We start from the raw sequence: 16,752 nt of genomic DNA on the forward strand, positions 1-16,752 counted from the left end.
CTGGAAGGCGCCTCCCCAAGGGCATGGGCAAGCTGCTCGGCCTCACCCCGTTCGCCCTGTACGTTGTGCTGTTCCTCGGCATCCCGACGGCGCTTGCGGTAGTCACCGGCTTCTTCACCGCCGACGGCTCCTTCACCTGGGCCAACGTGGCGGGCATTTTCGCCCCGAACATCCTCGGCACCTTCGCCAGTTCCTTCTGGGTCTCCGCGGTCACGGCCGTTGTGGGCGCCATCGTGGGCGCGCTGGTCTGCTACGCGATGCTGGGCACACGGGCCGAAGGCGCCCTGCGCACCATCGTCGACTCGGCCAGCAGCGTTCTCGCCCAGTTCGGCGGTGTCATGCTCGCCTTCGCGTTCATCGCCACCATCGGTATTCAAGGGTTGGTGACCGTGTGGCTGAAAGACACGCTGCACATCGATATCTTTGCGAACGGCGTTTGGTTGTATCAGGTGCCCGGGCTCCTGCTTCCCTACATCTACTTCCAGGTTCCGCTGATGGTCATCACCTTCATGCCAGCCCTGGAGGGACTCAAGAAGCAGTGGGCAGAGGCCAACGCGACCCTCGGCGGCACGCGATGGACGTACTGGACGCGCATTGCCGCGCCCGTGCTGGCGCCCTCGTTCTTCGGCAGCCTGCTGTTGCTGTTCGCGAACGCCTTCTCCTCCTACGCCACGGCCGCTGCCCTCATCAGCCAGGGCGCGCAGATCGTTCCCCTACAGATCCGTGGAGCGCTCGTCAGCGAGACGGTCCTTGGGCGCGAGAATATGGCCGGAGCGCTCGCGCTCGGCATGATCGTCGTCATGGTGATCGTGATGTGGGGATATTCAGTCCTGCAGTCCCGAACCGCGAGGTGGCAACGATGACCAGCAACGAGACACGCCTGGGTTCGGAGCCCAGCAAGGTCGTCCGCTGGATCATTCTGGGCATCGTCGGCCTGGTGTTCGCCATCCCGATCATCGCCATGATCCAGTTCACCCTGCGGGCAGGCATCCACGGCGGGCTTACGCTCGATCACTGGACCGGACTGTTCGCCCCCGAGGCTGCGGTGACCTACCGCAGCCTGTTCACGTCGATCAGCAATTCGGTGGTGCTCGCGATCGTCACGGTCGCCATCATCCTGGTGCTGGTGTTGCCGACGATGATCCTGGTGCACCTGCAGTTCCCGCGTCTGCGCCGGGTACTGGAGTTCATCTGCATCATCCCCATCACCGTGCCGGCCGTGGTGCTCGTCGTCGGGCTCGCTCCGGTCTATGCGATCGTCGTACAGGTGCTTGGCGGCTCCATCTGGACGCTCGCCTTCGCCTACGGCATCACGGTGCTTCCCTACGCGTACCGCGCCATCCAGGCCAACCTCGATTCCGTCGACGTGGTGACCCTCAGCGAGGCGGCTCGCTCGCTCGGGGCCAGCTGGCTGAACGTGATGTGGCGCGTCCTGCTTCCCAACTTGCGCCGCGGCATCCTCGCGGCGTCCTTCATCGCCGTCGCGGTGGTGCTGGGGGAGTTCACGATCGCGTCGCTGCTCAACCGCAGCAACCTCCAGGTCGCGCTGCTGCAGATCTCGCAGTCGGACCCCTACGTGGCGACGATCTTCGCCCTGCTGGCGCTCGCGCTCGTCTTCGTTCTGCTTCTTCTCATCGGGCGTCTGAGTTCCAGCCGCCGCAATCGGAGTGCATCATGACCCTCACCTCATCCTCGTCCCCGCGCGGCACCGCTTCTCCGAATGAGGGCGCGACAGTCGACCTCATCGGCGTCGTCAAGGACTACTCGGGCCACCGGGCGCTCAGCGGCATCGACCTTTCCATCGCTCCCGGCGAGTTCATCGCTCTTCTCGGCCCGTCGGGCTGTGGCAAGACAACGGCGCTGCGCGCGCTCTCCGGCCTTGAGCAGGTTGACGGTGGCAGCATCCTCATCGATGGTGTCGATGTCGTGAACGTGCCCGTCAACAAGCGCGACATCGGCATGGTCTTCCAGTCGTACTCGCTCTTCCCGCACATGACCTCGCTCGAGAACGTCGAGTTTGGACTGCGCATGCGCGGCATCCCGTCCGCACAGCGCCGCAGCCGCGCGGCGGAAGCGCTGGACATGGTCGGCCTCGGGCACCTCGGTGAGCGCTACGCCCACCAGCTCTCCGGCGGACAGCAGCAGCGGGTGGCCCTCGCCCGCGCGCTCGTCACCCGCCCCCGGGTGCTGCTGCTCGACGAGCCGCTGAGTGCCCTCGACGCGAAGGTCCGGGTGCAGCTGCGCGACGAGATCCGTCGCATTCAGACGGAGCTGGGCATCACGACGCTCTTCGTCACCCACGACCAGGAGGAGGCCCTCGCGGTCGCCGACCGCGTCGCAGTGATGCGCGAGGGCAGGATCGAACAGATCGGCTCACCCGAAGAGTTGTACACCACACCGGCGACGCCGTTCGCGGCCAACTTCGTGGGACTCAGCAACAAGATGCCCGCCGACATTGTGGGAGGCAAGGTCGTGCTGCACGGCGTCACAGTCGAGCTGCTGGGGCAGCCGCAGCCCGACGGGCCCGTCACGGCGTTCGTACGACCCGAGGATGTCGTGCTGTCGTCGGAGGGAATTCCCGCGGTGGTCGTCGCGTCGAGTTTCCTCGGCAGTCTTCGGCGTACGCAGGTGCTGTTGGAGGACCAGACGCTGGTCTCGGTGCAGCACGAGGTCGGTACGAGCCCGCAGCCCGGTGAGCGCGTTCACGTGCGTTTCGCCGGCCGTCCCGTCTCCGCCGGCCCCCGCGAGTAGTCGCGTTCCGACGGCGTCAGACCCCGCCCGGATCCGAGTTTTCGTGCAGCTTTCGCGTCGGATCGTGGTTCTAGACTGTGACGGTGAACCTAGGCAGAACAAAGAGGCCCGAGCGGTCTGACAACGCAATCGCGATCGAATCGGCGGTGCCGCCCGGGGTCGCCGTCGCCGGGGCCTGGTCCTGGCGGATCCTCGCCGTCGTTGGCGTTGCCGTGGTCTTTGGGCTGATCATCATTCAGCTCAAAGAGATCGTCATCCCGTTCATGATCGCGGTGCTAATCTCCGCGCTCCTCGTGCCGATCGTGCAGTTCCTCACACGCCATCGCTGGCCCAAGGCCCTGGCCGTCGCGGTGACGCTGGTCGGTGCGATTGCCATCGTCTCCGGGCTGCTCGTTCTCGTCATCACCCAGATTCGCAGTGGCTTCCCCGACCTGCAGACACAGGCGATGGCCGCCTACGAGAATTTCAAGGACTTTTTGGCCAACGGGCCGCTGCAGATCTCTGATTCGCAGTTCAACGACTACCTCGACCAGGCGTTCGCGGCGATCCAGACCGACAGCCAGGCGGTCATCACCGGCGCGCTGTCGGTGGGCACCACCGCCGGGCACTTCCTCACCGGGGCACTCCTGGTGCTCTTCTCCACGATCTTCCTGCTGATCGACGGCAAGGGCATCTGGAACTGGATCGTCCGTCTGTTCCCGCGCAAGGCGCGCCCCGCCATCGACGGCTCCGGTCACGCCGGATGGGTCACGCTCACCACATTCGTCAAGGTGCAGGTCTTCGTCGCGTTTATCGACGCGGTGGGCATCGGTCTCGGCGCGTGGATCATCGGCCTCTTCTATGGCGGATTCCCGCTCGTGATCCCGATCGCCATTGCGGTCTTCCTCGGATCGTTCATTCCCGTCGTGGGCGCCGTCGCGACCGGTGCCGTCGCCGTGTTCGTTGCCCTCGTCTTCCTCGGCCCGTTCCCTGCCGTGCTCGTTCTCGGCGTCGTCCTGCTGGTTCAGCAGCTCGAGGGTCACATCCTCCAGCCACTGGTGATGGGATCCGCCGTGAAGGTGCATCCGCTCGCCGTCGTCTTTGCCGTCGCGGCCGGCTCCTTCATCGCCGGTATCCCCGGCGCACTGTTTGCCGTGCCGGTCGTCGCCGTCATCAACGTGATGGTCAACTTCGTCGCCAAGGGAACCTGGCGCACCACCCCTCGCCCGATCGCTAAGGATGTCGTCAGCTGACATGAATGAGAAGACCCTGGCGGGACCCGACCTCGCCGATTTCCAGTCCGCCCGCGCCGTCGTCAGCCGCGTCACGGAAATAACACCGCTCGAAAGCTCCCGGTACCTCAGCGAGGTGCTGGGCACTGACGTCTTCCTCAAGTGCGAGAACCTACAGCGCACGGGGTCGTACAAGATTCGCGGCGCCTACAACCGCATGACGCAGCTCACTGACGAGGAAAAGGCCCGTGGCGTCGTCGCCGCGTCCGCCGGCAACCACGCGCAGGGTGTCGCCCTCGCTGCCCGCGAACTCGGTATCAAGGCCACGATCTTCATGCCCATCGGTGTCGCGCTGCCCAAGCTGCAGGCGACGCGCAACTACGGCGCCGACGTCGTGCTGCGCGGACACATCTTCTCCGAGCCGTTGCTGGCCGCCGCCGAGTTCGCGCGCGAGACCGGTGCCGTCTTCATCCCGCCGTATGACCACCACGACATCATCGCAGGCCAGGGAACACTGGGCCTCGAAATTCTCGAACAGCTTCCGCTCGTCGACACCATCGTCGTCCCCATCGGCGGAGGTGGTCTCATCTCCGGTGTTGCCAGCGCCGCCAAGCAGATGGCCGCGACCCTCGGCCGCACCATTCGCGTGATCGGGGTGCAGGCTGCCAATGCGGCCCCGTACCCGCTGTCGCTGACCATGGGCGAGCCGACCGAGATCACGATGAGCCCGACCATCGCCGACGGAATCGCCGTCGCGAAGCCGGGCATCCTGAACTTCGAAATCATCCGCGAGGCCGTCGACGAGATCGTCACGGTCGAGGAAGACGACATCGCCCGCGCCCTGCTCGTGCTTCTGGAGCGGGCCAAGCTCGTGGTCGAACCCGCCGGCGCCGTGTCCGTAGCGGCCATCCTCGCGGGTAAGGTGACCAATTCCGGTACGACGGTGGCCATCCTCAGCGGGGGCAACATCGACCCGCTCGTCATGGAGCGCATTATTGGCTACGGCCTCGCCGCCTCTGAGCGCTACCTCAAGCTGCGCATCCCGCTGCCCGACCGCCCGGGACAGCTGGCGCGCACGGCCGAGATTGTCGCCGAGTCCAACGCCAACGTCGTCGAGGTGCTGCACACGCGCCACGGCACCGGCCTGCAGATCAGCCAGGTCGAGCTCGAGCTGCACATCGAGACCCGCGGCCCCGAGCATGCGGAACTCGTGATCCACAACCTGCGTGAGGCGGGCTTCGAGCCGCGCGTCGACTTTTAGACGACGGACACGATTAAACGCAAAAGTGGCGGATGACCCGGGGCCGGGTCATCCGCCACTTCCAATTCTTACGGGTGGTAGGTCTCTACCTTGACAATGTCGACAGTGATCGTCTTGCCGTTGGGTGCGGTGTAGCTCTTGGACTCGCCGACCTTCAGGCCGATGATGGCCGTTCCGAGCGGGCTTCCCGCGCTGTAGACGTCGATATCGGTACCGTCGACCATCTCGCGGTTGCCGATGAGGAACACCGACTCGTCGCCCTGAATGTTTGCTGTGACTACGGTGCCTGGTTCCACGACACCGTGGCTCTCGGGAGCGTCGCCAACCGTCGCGTGACGCAGCAGCTGGGTGAGAACGCGAATCCGCGCCTCGATCTTGCCCTGCTCTTCTTTGGCGGCATGGTAGCCACCGTTCTCCTTGAGGTCGCCCTCTTCGCGGGCGATCTCGATCTTTTTGGCAATCTCAATTCGGCCTGCGCCGCTCAATTGCTCGAGCTCGGCGGACAGCCGGTCAAAGGCATCCTGGGTCAACCAGGTAACGCTGGTGTCAGACATGATTCTCCTCAGCGTAGGTATCTCATAGAAGGAGACCGGCCAGTGCTGGCCGGTCCCGGTGGTGAATGCCCCAGCTTAAGTCGTCCAGCAGCGGTAGATCAAGCCGGTTACGGCCCGTTCCGAAGTCCTGAGAGTCTGAGTAAAGACGCGTGACCGCTCGTCGGAGGCGGGTAGCTGCACGACTTTCCAGCCCACGATGCCGAATCCCTCGTTCTGCGCCTGAACCGCGCAAGCGGCGGTCGTACCGGGGTCGACGGTCAATTGCCAGGAAACGGTGACCTCGCTGTTGCTCTGCACCACGTAGCCACGGTCATCGGTTTCGAGTTCGGAGGCGGAGCCGAGCCCCACCCAGAAAACCCACGCGCCGACAATGGCAACCGCGGCGATCGCGGCGACGATATAGATGGTGCGGATGCGCCGGCGATGCCCCGGGGTGCGGCCGTAGCGTTGCTCGATCGCGGGGTCAACAACGACCGTGCGGGTGGGAGGAAGTGTCTCTTCCTCGTTGATGGCCGTCACTGAAAACTCCTGCGGTTAGTCTGTACACAGGTTATTGGCTATCCCTAGGAGTTTGGTGACACTGCGTCTGCTTGCGGTCCACGCCCATCCCGACGACGAATCGAGTAAGGGCGCGGCTACGTACGCGTATTACCGGAGCATCGGCGCCGAGGTGCTCATCGTCAGCGCAACGGGTGGTGAGCGCGGCAGCATTCTCAACGAGAAGCTCGAGGAGCGTTCCCTCGCCGAGCGCGATCTCGCGGGACTTCGCCGCAGGGAGATGCAGCGCGCGCAGGCGATCATGGGGATCGACCACCGGTGGCTCGGCTACCAAGACTCCGGGATGCCCGACGAGGGCGAACCGCTTCCCGCCGCGTCGTTTGCCACGATTCCGATCGAGACGTCCGCGGAGCCGCTCGTGCGGGTCATCCGCGAATTCCGTCCGCAGGTTCTTATCGCGTACGACGAGAACGGGGGATACCCGCACGCGGATCACATCCGTGCCCACGAAATTGCCGTGTATGCCCGGGATGCCGCGGCGGATGCCACCCGCTACCCGCACACCGGCGCGCCCTGGAAGATCGACAAGCTGTACTACGACCGCATCTTCAACTCGACGAAGATGGGCAGGGTCTACGACCTGATGAAGGAACGCCTGCCCGACAGCCCGCTCATCGCCGAGATGGACGAGATGCGTGAGCGGATGGGTGTTCGCGAGGACCTCAGCACCACCCACGTGCCCGTGGGCGAGTTCTTCGACGTGCGCGACGCGGCGCTCAAGGCGCACGCCAGCCAGGTCTCGCCCGACAGCAGCTTCTTCTTCTGGCCGAACGACCTGCAGCGCGAGGCGTGGCCCTACGAGGACTTCCAACTGATCGACTCCACCGTCGAGACAACCCTCCCCGAGAGCGATCTCTTCGCGGGAATCCCGAACGAGGAGACCGCGTGAGCGTCCTGTCCAGTGTGATCGATGCCGCGGTTGTCGCGGTCGGGTCCACTCCTACCCCGTCGCCGAGCCTGATTCCGGCGTACACGGGCGACCCCGACCTCATCAGCCCCGGAATCCTCGGCTTCCTCGCGATCTTCTTCGTGGCCGCCCTCACGGTCCTGCTGCTGCTCGACATGACCCGCCGGGTGCGCCGTACGCGCTACCGCGGTGAGATCCGCGAGCGGCTCGAGGCGGAGCGCGCAGCGGAGGCCGCAGACGCCGACCCCGAGGCATCCGACCGCTAAATCGAACCGCAGCGCTCGCTAGAGCACCGGGGGATTCGTCGCGACGATGAAGATCCCGACCCAGTGGCACAGGAACGCCAGCAGGGTCAGCGTGTGGAAGATTTCGTGGAACCCGAATTTTCCGGGGAACGGGTTCGGCCGCTTCATCCCGTAGATCACGGCTCCGATCGAGTAGAAGAGCCCGCCGACCAGGATCAGCGTCATCATCACGGCGTTCGCGGAGAAGAAGTCGACGATGAACGCGAGCGCTCCCCAGCCGAGCGACAGGTACAGCGGCACGTAGAGCCAGCGCGGCGCGTGAATCCAGAAGACGCGGAAGAGGATGCCGAGCCCCGCGCCACCCCAGATCAGCCAGAGCAGCAGCGTCGCCTTTGCCGGGGGCAGGCACAGCACGGTGATCGGCGTGTAGGAACCGGCGATCAGCAGAAAGATGTTGGCGTGGTCGAGGCGCTTGAGCAGAAGTCGCGCGCGGTCGCTCCAGGTGAAGCGGTGGTACAGCGCCGAGACGCCAAACAGCAGCAGAGAGGATGCCACGAAGATGGCCGAACTCGTCTTGGCCGCTACACCCTCGGCGAAAACGATGAGGATGACGCCCAACACGATGGCGAGGGGGAAGGTGCCCGCGTGGATCCAGCCACGCCAGGTTGGTTTCGCGTCGAGGGCCGAGAAGGCGACCGCGTCATCCAACAGGGGAACGTTGGGAAGATCGGGGCCGGCGTCGTCGGAGGCGGGCGACTGTGACCGGCTCGTTGTCATGGCGCCAGCATACGGCAGCCCCAAATCGACGGGGTTGCCAGCCAATTGGGCTAGCGTAGCTATGTGAAACAGAGGGAAGTACCGCTGGGGCGAGGCCTCCTCTACAACCTCTATCAGCGCAGACTTCGCCGCTGGCTCGGGACGCAGGAGCTTCCGCGACACGTCGCCATGATCGTGGACGGCAACCGGCGCTGGGCCAAGCAACGCGCCCTCGAGTCGGCCGCGCACGGCCACCGCGCGGGTGCGCTCAAGATCCACGAATTTCTCACCTGGTGTGACGACCTCGGCATCTCCGTCGTCACCCTGTACCTGCTGTCCGCCGACAACGTCACGAGTCGTCCCTCGGAAGAGCTCGCCGAGCTGCAGGAGATCATTGGCGGGCTTGCCGAAGACCTCTCCCACCAGGGCAGCTGGCGCGTACAGCACGTGGGTCGCACCGAGGGGCTGCCCCAGCCGCTCGTGGACGCGCTCGCCGATGCGGAAGCCCGCACGGCGAACAACACCGGCCTGCACATCAACCTCGCCGTGGGATACGGCGGTCGTCGCGAGATCGCCGACGCGATGCGCAGCATCCTGCGCAGTCACGTCGGTGGGGACGTCGAGGAACTCGCCGAGCTCCTCACTCCCGACCTCATCGCGGAGCACCTCTACACGGGCGGCCAGCCCGATCCCGACCTGGTCATCCGAACCTCGGGCGAGCAGCGGATGAGCGACTTCATGCTGTGGCAGAGCGCCCACAGCGAGTTTTACTTCGTCGACGCGCTCTACCCTGACCTCCGCGAGGTCGACTTCCTCCGCGCCATCCGCGACTTCGCCCGGCGGGAGCGGCGGTTCGGCTCGTGAGAAGCATCGAGACGCACATCAACGGATTTTCGGATGACCCGGGGTACCTGGATTTCGCCCGCGTCGGGCCGATCGCCCGCTCCGTCGTGGAGGAGCAGCTCGCCCAGGTAGAACTCCTCGGGAAGGCCCGCTTCGGCACTATCGACGGACTGCGCTCGCAGGATGAGCGGGTCCGTGAGGCCGTCGCCCGGACCATCGGTTTCCACGCCGACCAGGTCGTGTTCCAGCCCAACACGTCCACCGGGATCATGCACGCGATGTTTGGCATCACGGGCGGCGTTGCCCTGTCCCCGGGCGAGTTTCCGGCACTGACCGTTGCCGCCGTCCGCGCGCAGGAAGCGCTCGGGGTTCTCGCGCCGCTGTGGTTGGAAACCGACCACGGACACCTCACGCCTGGCAACATCCGCGACCAGCTCACCCCGTCCACGCAGGCCGTCGCTGTCAGCCTCGTCGACTTCCGCACGGGCTACCTCGTCGACCTGGACGGCATTCGCCAGGTCATCGGCGACCGCCTGCTCATCGTCGACGCGATCCAGGGCTTCGGCGTCGTCGATGCACCCTACGAGGTAGCCGACGTGATCGTCTCCGGCGGCCAGAAGTGGGTGCGCTCGGGATGGGGCACGGGTTTTCTCGCGCTGAGCGACCGGGCCCGCGACCAGCTGACGCCCGTCTTCTCCGGTTTTCCCGGCACCGAGGCCGAGGGGGAGTCCCTCGACGAGGTACTCCCGCCGGCCCGCGGAGCCCGCGCCTTCCAGATCAGTAACCCCGACCCGATCGCCCAGGCGCGGTTCGCCGTGGCCCTGGAAGACATCACCGAGGTGGGTGTCTCCGCCATCAACGCGGTCATCGCCGAGAAGGTGTCCAGGGTCATCGACCTCGCGGACGAGTACGCCCTCGCCGTGGTGTCGCCGAGGTCGGAAGCGGAGAGAGCGGGAATCGTGGTGCTGGAACCGGCTCCCGACCAGCTCACCGTGCTGACCGCCTCGCTCTACAACCACGGGGTCACGACCTCGTCGCGCGGGGGAACCGTGCGCCTAAGCCCGCACGTCTCCACCGATGAGGAGACGTTCGACATGCTGAGGGCGAGCTTCGTCAGCTACGCGTCCGCCATTCAGGTCTGACCGTAACGCTACTGGCGCACGGCTAACGTCCACCTAGGTTTAACCTTGCCGTAACACGATCACGGGCGTGTCGATTGTGCGGCTGTCGGTGGGTGCGCCTAGCGTCAGACACATCAGGTAAGGCACCTGGTCGGGATGGCCACGTAAGTTCATCCGCAACGCTCTTGGCCGTCTTTGCAGACTGTATCCGGGTACACATCGCACCCGGGGATGGAGTGCACGTGCCCCAGCTCGCTAACCCGCAAGAGAAGATCAGCCCGACAGAGTCGGCGGATTCGAAGGGGAGGCAGGCCGAGCGCACGTACGTGCTCGACACGTCCGTCCTTCTGTCCGACCCGAAGGCGATCTTCCGATTCGCGGAACACGCAGTCGTACTGCCGGTGATCATCATCACCGAGCTTGAGTCGAAGCGTCACGACCCGGAAATCGGGTACTTCGCGCGCCAGGCACTCCGGAACCTCGACGAACTTCGCATCAAACACGAGCGCCTGGACTTTCCCATCTCCATCGGCGACGAGGGTGGGTCGCTCCGCGTTGAGCTCAACCACTCCAACATGTCGGTGCTCCCCTCCGGGCTGCAGCTCAACGACAACGATTCCCGCATCCTCGCCGTAGCGCTCAACCTGGCCAACGATGGCCTCGAAGTGACGGTGGTCTCCAAAGACCTGCCGCTGCGCGTGAAGGCTGCCTCCATTGGCCTGGCCGCCGAGGAGTACCGGGCGGAGCTTGCCGTTGATTCGGGATGGACCGGTCAGACCGACATCCGCCTCTCCGCGGAGCAGATGAACCAGCTCTACGACGACGAGAAGCTGTCGACCCGCCTCATCCAGGACCTGCCGGTGAACACGGGCCTCATCCTGCACTCGGACAGGGGCTCGGCGCTCGGGCGTGTGACGTCCCGCGGTCAGATGCGCCTCGTGCGCGGCGACCGCGACATCTTCGGGCTGCACGGTCGCAGCGCGGAGCAGCGTCTCGCGATCGACCTGCTGCTCGACCCCGAAATCGGGATCGTCTCACTGGGTGGGCGAGCCGGCACCGGAAAGTCGGCGCTCGCGCTGTGCGCGGGATTGGAAGCGGTGCTCGAGAAGCAGCAGCACAAAAAGATCATGGTCTTCCGCCCGTTGTACGCGGTCGGCGGCCAGGAGCTGGGCTTCCTGCCGGGTGACGCGTCCGAGAAGATGAACCCGTGGGCACAGGCGGTCTTCGACACGCTCGGCTCCGTCGTGTCGCAGAACGTCCTCGACGAGGTCATCGAGCGAGGTCTGCTCGAGGTGCTGCCGCTCACCCACATTCGTGGTCGCTCGCTCCACGACGCGTTCGTCATCGTGGACGAGGCGCAGTCCCTCGAACGCAACGTGCTGCTCACGGTGCTCAGCCGCATTGGGCAGAACTCCCGGGTCGTACTCACCCACGACGTGGCCCAGCGCGACAACCTGCGTGTGGGTCGCCACGATGGAGTCGCCTCCGTGATCGAGACGCTGAAGGATCACCCGCTGTTCGCCCACATCACCCTGACCCGCTCCGAGCGCAGTGCGATCGCGGCCCTGGTCACCGAGATGCTGGAGTCCAACGAGCTGGCCTAGACCTCGCCGTCGACGGGTGTCCCGCCGCTGATCCCCACCGGGACAGCGCGGGGCACCCGTCGTCGTGGGGCGGCCGAATCGGGGGTGTGCATAAGACGGGTGGATGACCCGGGCTGCGCAGTACCCTGCCGGCATGTCGCGCGTGGCACAGCTCACCCGGCGTCCACCGGTGCGGCTTGTGTGGCAGCTCCCTCTGGCCGCCGCCCTCGCGGTGCTGGGATACCTCGCGGCGGCACCCCACCCCGCGGTGCTGGCCCTGCTCTATCTCGCCGCGATCACTCCGGCGCTCGTGCGGACGGATCTGCGCGAGCACCGGCTCCCCAACCGCCTGGTGGTGCCGGGCATCGCGATCGGCGCGCTCACGATCGCGGCAACCTGGGTGGACAGCGGCTCCCCGCCGCTGGTTCCCCTCGTCGCAGCGGCCTGCTACTCCGGATTCCTGCTCGCCCTGTCCTGGCGCGGCGGTATGGGCGCCGGTGACGTGAAGCTGGCAGCAGCCCTCGGCCTCGCCTCCTGGACGCCCACCGTCGCCGTGCTGTCTCCCGTGATCGCCTTCCTGGCGGGCGGCATCGTCAGCGGGATACTGCTGGCGCGCGGTGCGCGCAACAGCCGCATCGCCTTCGGTCCGTATCTCTTGCTCGGCTTCTGGCTCGCCGTCGCGCTCTCTGTGCTGACCGCGTGACCGGCGGGGCTAGCCCGGGTGCGTCATCGAGAGCACGTTGAGCAGCGTGTCGAGCTGCTCCTCGGTGACCTCGCCGCGCTCCACAAAACCCAGGTCGATGACTGCCTCGCGCACCGTGAGCTTCGCCGCCACGGCGTGCTTGGCAACCTTCGCCGCCGCCTCGTAGCCGATCACCCGGTTCAGCGGCGTCACGATGGACGGCGACGACTCCGCCAGTGCCCGCGCCCGCTCGACGTTGGCGGTGAGGCCGTCGACGGCCTTGTCCGCGAGCAGACGGGTGGAGTTGCTCAGCAGGCGGATCGACTCCAGCAGCGCCGTGCCCATCACGGGAATGGCAACGTTCAGCTCGAAACTTCCGCTGGCGCCGGCCCACGCGATGGTCGCGTCGTTGCCGATCACGCGGGCACTGACCATGAGGACCGCCTCGGGGATGACCGGGTTGACCTTGCCAGGCATGATGGATGACCCGGGCTGAAGATCGGGGATGTTGATCTCACCCAGCCCGGTGTTGGGACCCGATCCCATCCAGCGCAGGTCGTTGCAGATCTTGGTGAGGGACACCGCGAGCACGCGCAGCGCGCCGGACGCCTCGACGAGGCCATCGCGAGCGCCCTGCGCCTCGAAGTGGTCCTGGGCCTCGACGATCGGCAGGCCCGAGTCGGAGGCGAGCTCGGCGATGACCCGCTGTGGGAAACCGGCGGGGGTATTGATGCCGGTGCCGACGGCGGTGCCGCCGAGCGGAACCTCCGCGACGCGACCGATGGTGCCGTTCACCCGCTCGATGCCGAGGCGGATCTGGCGGGCGTACCCGGCGAACTCCTGACCCAGCGTGACCGGCGTCGCGTCCATGAGGTGGGTGCGGCCGGACTTGACCACGTCCTTCCACAGCTCGGCCTTTGCCTCGAGGGAGACGGCGAGGTGGTCGAGGGCCGGAACGAGATCCTCGAGCAGGGCCCCGGTGACGGCGACGTGCACGGACGTGGGAAAGACATCGTTGGACGACTGTGACGCGTTGACGTGGTCGTTCGGGTGAACGGGGGATCCGAGGATTCCGGATGCCAGTGTCGCCAGCACCTCGTTCATGTTCATGTTGCTCGAGGTGCCGCTGCCCGTTTGGTAGGTATCGACGGGGAACTCCCCGTGGTGCTGGCCACCGATGAGTAGTTCTGCTGCGGACACGATCGCGCCGGAGACCTCGGGGGTGAGCACGCCGAGCGAGCCGTTGACCAGGGCTGCGGCCCGCTTGATGCGGGCGAGGGCGATGATCTGCGCGGGCTCCAGCCCGGCGCCCGAGATCGGGAAGTTTTCGACGGCACGCTGGGTCTGCGCACCGTAGAGGGCAGCTGCCGGAACCCGGACCTCGCCCATCGTGTCGTGTTCGATGCGGAAGTCCTGAGAAGTGGTCACGGCGCTGTGCTTTCCTTAACTGTTGGGGCGGTCCGGGGTGTCGAGCGAACCGAGGGTGATGTCCGCAACGGCGCGGCCCTCGCGGAGGTGATAATTCGCTCCGACGATTCCCAGCGTACCGTCGGCGACGGCGTCGCTGATGAGTTCCGATTCGTTCAGCAGCTCCGCGATTGTGTCGCGCAGATGCTCCCGCCCCACGGCCTGGGAATCGATCATCTCGACGTCCAGATCACCGGCAGGGCTGCCTCCGACGCGGCGGACGGCCGGCACAATCTTCTGGATCAGGGTGTTGATGTGTGGCGGCAGAAGCGGTGCGTCTGCCCCCTGGGAATCGATCGCGGCGCGGACGGCGCCACAGCTGTCGTGGCCGAGCACAACGATGAGCGGAACATGCAGCACACCAACGGCGTACTCAAGCGATCCCACGACGCTGTCGGAGATCACCTGGCCGGCATTACGCACCACGAAGAGGTCGCCGATGCCCTTGTCGAAGATGATCTCGGCGGCCAGGCGCGAGTCGCTACACCCGAAGAGGGCGGCGTGCGGTTCCTGCGCAAACTCGAGCTCCTCGCGGCGCTCGACGTCCTGGCGGGGATGCTGCGGCTCACCGGCGACGAAGCGCTCATTGCCGCGCACCATCTCGTTCCAGGCGCGTGCGGGAGTGCGGGAATGGGGCATGCGCGTTACTCCTGTACTTCGCCCGCAATGGCGGACGCAAGAATGGCGAACTCTCCGTCAACGGCGGTGCCGTGGAGAACGTAGGTGCTGCCGCCGATCGTGGTGGCAAGCGAGTAGGCGTAGTTGCCCGGGTCCTTGGAGCCTCGACGGTCGTACACCTGCCAGTTGATGCCCTCGATGGTGGTGGTGCCGGTGGCGTCGCCGCTCCCCAGAACGGAACCGAGCCAGCCGGGCGACACATCGATGCCCTGTTCCAGCGCGATGAACTGGTCCTTGGGGGTCAGGAAACCGATAGTCCAGTTGAAGCCACCGTTGGAATCGGGCGTGAGTTCGGCGTTGTTGGCGCTCCAGCCCGGGGGAAGGGTCGGGACGACGAGGGTGGTCGTCACTCCGGGCTGCGCCTCGGCAGCTACGGCCGCATAGTCGATGGCGGGAGCGGTCGAGGGGGTGGGGCGCACCACAACGAGCACGAGGAACAGCACAACGGCGAGCGATGCCACGAGGGCAACGACAAGATTGTTCGGCGTCTTGGAATTGCGGTAGTTGGCCGAGTTCTCCGCCTTGCGGGCGGCCTTCTCGGCGGGCGTCTCGGGGCGACCGAGATCAGCGCGGACCGGCTCGGGCTTGGGCCGGCTGGTCGGCTCGGTCACCATTACTCGACAGCCGCGGCACGTGCCGCGTCGAGACGGGCCTTGGCGCCCAGCAACCATTCCTCGCACCGGCGGGCGAGCGACTCCCCGCGCTCCCAGAGGGCGAGGGACTCTTCGAGGGTGGACGAGCCCTGCTCGAGCTCGTTGACCACGCGCACAAGTTCATCGCGGGCCTGTTCGTAGCTCAGGGAGCTGACGTCGTTCGGGGTTGCTGTTGCCACGGGTTAACTCTATCTTTCACGGCTCGGGTCGGCTGCCGGATCTGCCGCGGTTGCGGAGAGCTTGCCCCGGGCGACGGTGAGGAGGAGAGGAGTTCCCGACGGGGCATCCACCGCGTCCCGCAGCGCGGAACCGTCGGGCAGCTGGGCGATCGCATACCCACGGTCGAGCGTGCGCTGGGGGGAGAGCGCACGCAGGTGCCCGGTCAACTCGGCGATCCGGGTCTCCGATCGCTCGATGACGCGGTGCAGCAGTTCCGAGCCGCGCGCCACGTACCGGGTGAGTTCCTCGGCGCGGGAATCGACGATCCACGACGTGCTGGCGAGCACGGGACGCGTGCGCAGCTGCTCCAGCCGGTCGATCTCGATGCGGATGAGGTTGGTCACGCGGGTGCCGATGCGGGACCGTGCCTGGCGCACCCCGGCGAGTTCTTCGGCGACGTCCGGCACCACTCGCTTGGCCGCGTCGGTGGGGGTGGACGCCCGCAGGTCGGCAACGTCGTCGAGCAGCGGGCGATCCGCCTCGTGCCCGATGGCGCTGATGATCGGTGTGGTGCACGCGGCCGCGGCACGGACGAGGGTTTCGTCGCTGAAGACGAGAAGGTTCTGGAAATCGCCGCCACCACGGGCAACGATGATGACGTCGACCTCGGGGTCGGCGTCGAGCGTGCGCAGGGCCGCCGTCACCTCGGCGGCCGCGCGGTCGCCCTGCACGGCGGCGTAGACGATCCGGAACTCCACCGCTGGCCAGCGCAGCTGTGCGTTCCGCAGGACGTCCTTCTCGGCGTCGCTGTCGCGCCCGGTGATGAGACCGATGCAATCGGGAAGGAACGGCAGGGGACGCTTGCGGTCCTGGTCGAACAGGCCTTCGGCGCGCAGGCTCTGGCGCAGGCGTTCGAGCCTCTCGAGCAGATCGCCGAGACCCACGTGGCGCATCTCGAAGACCTGCATGGTCAGCGATCCGCCCTTGACCCAGTAGTTGGGTTTGATCAGGGCGATCACCCGGTCACCCTGCTTCAGGTCAGCGGGAATCTTCGCCTTGACCGACGACCAGATGGTGAATGACACCGTCGCGTCGATCTCGAGGTCCTTGAGCTTGCCGTACACATTGCCGCCGGAGACACCCCACTGGGTGATCTCGCCCTCGACCCAGACGGCGCCGAGACGGTCGATCCAGCCCTTGATCTTGGAGGACAAGAGGCCGACCGGCCACGGGGCATCCACTGTCGAGGGGGCGTCGATTATGGTCATGAGTGCCTCCCCAGCTTCTGCCGACGTCGCTCACGTACAATCACTGCGTGAGCAA

General features: G+C 66.3%; 19 protein-coding genes. 11 read left to right on the forward strand and 8 right to left on the reverse strand.

All coding sequences use genetic code 11. The annotated features are described in order from the left end of the window. Nucleotides 1-23 precede the first annotated feature (23 nt). From HB677_RS00845 to ilvA, 5 genes are all read left to right on the forward strand, one after another. Nucleotides 24-863: an ABC transporter permease subunit gene (locus HB677_RS00845; RefSeq protein ID WP_213814127.1), complete on the forward strand. Its 840-nt coding sequence runs from the start codon at nt 24-26 to the stop codon at nt 861-863. After that, nucleotides 860-1,678 (forward strand): ABC transporter permease, encoded by an 819-nt coding sequence (locus HB677_RS00850; protein WP_213813762.1) that lies wholly within the window; start codon nt 860-862, stop codon nt 1,676-1,678. The genes HB677_RS00845 and HB677_RS00850 overlap by 4 nt, the downstream gene beginning before the upstream one ends. Beyond that, nucleotides 1,675-2,751, forward strand: a complete 1,077-nt coding sequence (locus HB677_RS00855) for an ABC transporter ATP-binding protein (RefSeq protein WP_213813763.1) — start codon at nt 1,675-1,677, stop codon at nt 2,749-2,751. Before HB677_RS00850 ends, HB677_RS00855 begins: the two co-directional genes overlap by 4 nt. Before the next feature lie 83 nt (nt 2,752-2,834). Further along, a complete protein-coding gene (locus HB677_RS00860) occupies nt 2,835-3,983 on the forward strand; it encodes an AI-2E family transporter (protein ID WP_307852420.1) in 1,149 nt (382 codons plus the stop codon). Between the two features lies 1 nt (nt 3,984). Further along, a complete protein-coding gene (gene ilvA, locus HB677_RS00865; protein WP_255546009.1) occupies nt 3,985-5,223 on the forward strand; it encodes a threonine ammonia-lyase in 1,239 nt (412 codons plus the stop codon). 68 nt (nt 5,224-5,291) lie between these two features. On the opposite strand, the gene greA is transcribed toward ilvA, so the two are convergent. Next, nucleotides 5,292-5,777 (reverse strand): transcription elongation factor GreA, encoded by a 486-nt coding sequence (gene greA, locus HB677_RS00870; RefSeq protein ID WP_218624388.1) that lies wholly within the window; start codon nt 5,775-5,777, stop codon nt 5,292-5,294. A 75-nt stretch (nt 5,778-5,852) separates the two neighbouring features. Next, complete coding sequence (locus tag HB677_RS00875) at nt 5,853-6,296, reverse strand: DUF4307 domain-containing protein (RefSeq protein ID WP_307852421.1); 444 nt, start codon at nt 6,294-6,296, stop codon at nt 5,853-5,855. A 55-nt stretch (nt 6,297-6,351) separates the two neighbouring features. On the opposite strand from HB677_RS00875, the gene mca reads away from it, so the two are divergent. Together mca and HB677_RS00885 are read left to right on the forward strand one after the other, a co-directional pair. After that, nucleotides 6,352-7,224 carry a mycothiol conjugate amidase Mca gene (mca, locus tag HB677_RS00880; protein ID WP_213813765.1) on the forward strand — a complete coding sequence of 291 codons (873 nt, stop codon included), beginning with the start codon at nt 6,352-6,354 and terminating at the stop codon, nt 7,222-7,224. After that, nucleotides 7,221-7,508, forward strand: a complete 288-nt coding sequence (locus HB677_RS00885) for a hypothetical protein (protein WP_213813766.1) — start codon at nt 7,221-7,223, stop codon at nt 7,506-7,508. Before mca ends, HB677_RS00885 begins: the two co-directional genes overlap by 4 nt. 18 nt (nt 7,509-7,526) lie before the next feature. On the opposite strand, the gene HB677_RS00890 is transcribed toward HB677_RS00885, so the two are convergent. Beyond that, nucleotides 7,527-8,264 (reverse strand): hemolysin III family protein, encoded by a 738-nt coding sequence (locus HB677_RS00890; protein WP_213813767.1) that lies wholly within the window; start codon nt 8,262-8,264, stop codon nt 7,527-7,529. A gap of 63 nt (nt 8,265-8,327) precedes the next feature. On the opposite strand from HB677_RS00890, the gene HB677_RS00895 reads away from it, so the two are divergent. The 4 genes from HB677_RS00895 (at nt 8,328) to HB677_RS00910 (ending at nt 12,493) form a co-directional block, all read left to right on the forward strand. Then, a complete protein-coding gene (locus HB677_RS00895; protein WP_213813768.1) occupies nt 8,328-9,107 on the forward strand; it encodes an isoprenyl transferase in 780 nt (259 codons plus the stop codon). Further along, on the forward strand, nt 9,104-10,228 hold the full coding sequence (locus HB677_RS00900; protein ID WP_213813769.1) for an aminotransferase class V-fold PLP-dependent enzyme: 1,125 nt from the start codon (nt 9,104-9,106) through the stop codon (nt 10,226-10,228). The genes HB677_RS00895 and HB677_RS00900 overlap by 4 nt, the downstream gene beginning before the upstream one ends. 251 nt (nt 10,229-10,479) lie before the next feature. After that, nucleotides 10,480-11,811 carry a PhoH family protein gene (locus HB677_RS00905; protein WP_307852453.1) on the forward strand — a complete coding sequence of 444 codons (1,332 nt, stop codon included), beginning with the start codon at nt 10,480-10,482 and terminating at the stop codon, nt 11,809-11,811. A 133-nt stretch (nt 11,812-11,944) separates the two neighbouring features. Continuing rightward, entirely contained in the window at nt 11,945-12,493 is a 549-nt protein-coding gene (locus tag HB677_RS00910; protein WP_213813771.1) for an A24 family peptidase, read from the forward strand. Between the two features lie 9 nt (nt 12,494-12,502). Here the strand turns inward: HB677_RS00910 and HB677_RS00915 are convergent, their stop codons facing one another. Genes HB677_RS00915 through xseA form a run of 5 tightly spaced genes read right to left on the reverse strand, consistent with a single transcriptional unit; the run spans nt 12,503 to nt 16,697 of the window. Further along, nucleotides 12,503-13,861 carry a class II fumarate hydratase gene (locus tag HB677_RS00915; RefSeq protein WP_218624414.1) on the reverse strand — a complete coding sequence of 453 codons (1,359 nt, stop codon included), beginning with the start codon at nt 13,859-13,861 and terminating at the stop codon, nt 12,503-12,505. A 54-nt stretch (nt 13,862-13,915) separates the two neighbouring features. Then, the gene (locus HB677_RS00920) at nt 13,916-14,578 is read right to left on the reverse strand and encodes a carbonic anhydrase (protein ID WP_213813773.1); all 663 of its coding nucleotides are present in this window, start codon (nt 14,576-14,578) and stop codon (nt 13,916-13,918) included. A 5-nt stretch (nt 14,579-14,583) separates the two neighbouring features. Further along, the gene (locus HB677_RS00925; RefSeq protein WP_213813774.1) at nt 14,584-15,231 is read right to left on the reverse strand and encodes a DUF4245 domain-containing protein; all 648 of its coding nucleotides are present in this window, start codon (nt 15,229-15,231) and stop codon (nt 14,584-14,586) included. Continuing rightward, nucleotides 15,231-15,449, reverse strand: a complete 219-nt coding sequence (locus HB677_RS00930) for an exodeoxyribonuclease VII small subunit (RefSeq protein ID WP_213813775.1) — start codon at nt 15,447-15,449, stop codon at nt 15,231-15,233. The genes HB677_RS00925 and HB677_RS00930 overlap by 1 nt, the downstream gene beginning before the upstream one ends. Nucleotides 15,450-15,458: 9 nt before the next feature. Further along, nucleotides 15,459-16,697, reverse strand: a complete 1,239-nt coding sequence (xseA, locus tag HB677_RS00935; RefSeq protein ID WP_213813776.1) for an exodeoxyribonuclease VII large subunit — start codon at nt 16,695-16,697, stop codon at nt 15,459-15,461. Nucleotides 16,698-16,752: the final 55 nt, after the last annotated feature.

It is taken from the genome of Glaciihabitans sp. dw_435 (genome assembly GCF_018449675.1).
In the GTDB taxonomy this organism is placed as follows: Bacteria; Actinomycetota; Actinomycetes; order Actinomycetales; family Microbacteriaceae; genus Glaciihabitans.

Bases quoted from the DNA above. Each gene is read 5' to 3' on its own strand.
- HB677_RS00845 (WP_213814127.1), top strand. From the start codon at position 24: ATGGGCAAGCTGCTCGGCCTCACCCCGTTCGCCCTGTACGTTGTGCTG.
- HB677_RS00850 (WP_213813762.1), top strand. From the start codon at position 860: ATGACCAGCAACGAGACACGCCTGGGTTCGGAGCCCAGCAAGGTCGTC.
- HB677_RS00855 (WP_213813763.1), top strand. From the start codon at position 1,675: ATGACCCTCACCTCATCCTCGTCCCCGCGCGGCACCGCTTCTCCGAAT.
- ilvA (WP_255546009.1), top strand. From the start codon at position 3,985: ATGAATGAGAAGACCCTGGCGGGACCCGACCTCGCCGATTTCCAGTCC.
- greA (WP_218624388.1), bottom strand. From the start codon at position 5,777: ATGTCTGACACCAGCGTTACCTGGTTGACCCAGGATGCCTTTGACCGG.
- HB677_RS00890 (WP_213813767.1), bottom strand. From the start codon at position 8,264: ATGACAACGAGCCGGTCACAGTCGCCCGCCTCCGACGACGCCGGCCCC.
- HB677_RS00910 (WP_213813771.1), top strand. From the start codon at position 11,945: ATGTCGCGCGTGGCACAGCTCACCCGGCGTCCACCGGTGCGGCTTGTG.
- HB677_RS00915 (WP_218624414.1), bottom strand. From the start codon at position 13,861: ATGGGCGAGGTCCGGGTTCCGGCAGCTGCCCTCTACGGTGCGCAGACC.
- HB677_RS00920 (WP_213813773.1), bottom strand. From the start codon at position 14,578: ATGCCCCATTCCCGCACTCCCGCACGCGCCTGGAACGAGATGGTGCGC.
- HB677_RS00925 (WP_213813774.1), bottom strand. From the start codon at position 15,231: ATGGTGACCGAGCCGACCAGCCGGCCCAAGCCCGAGCCGGTCCGCGCT.
- xseA (WP_213813776.1), bottom strand. From the start codon at position 16,697: ATGACCATAATCGACGCCCCCTCGACAGTGGATGCCCCGTGGCCGGTC.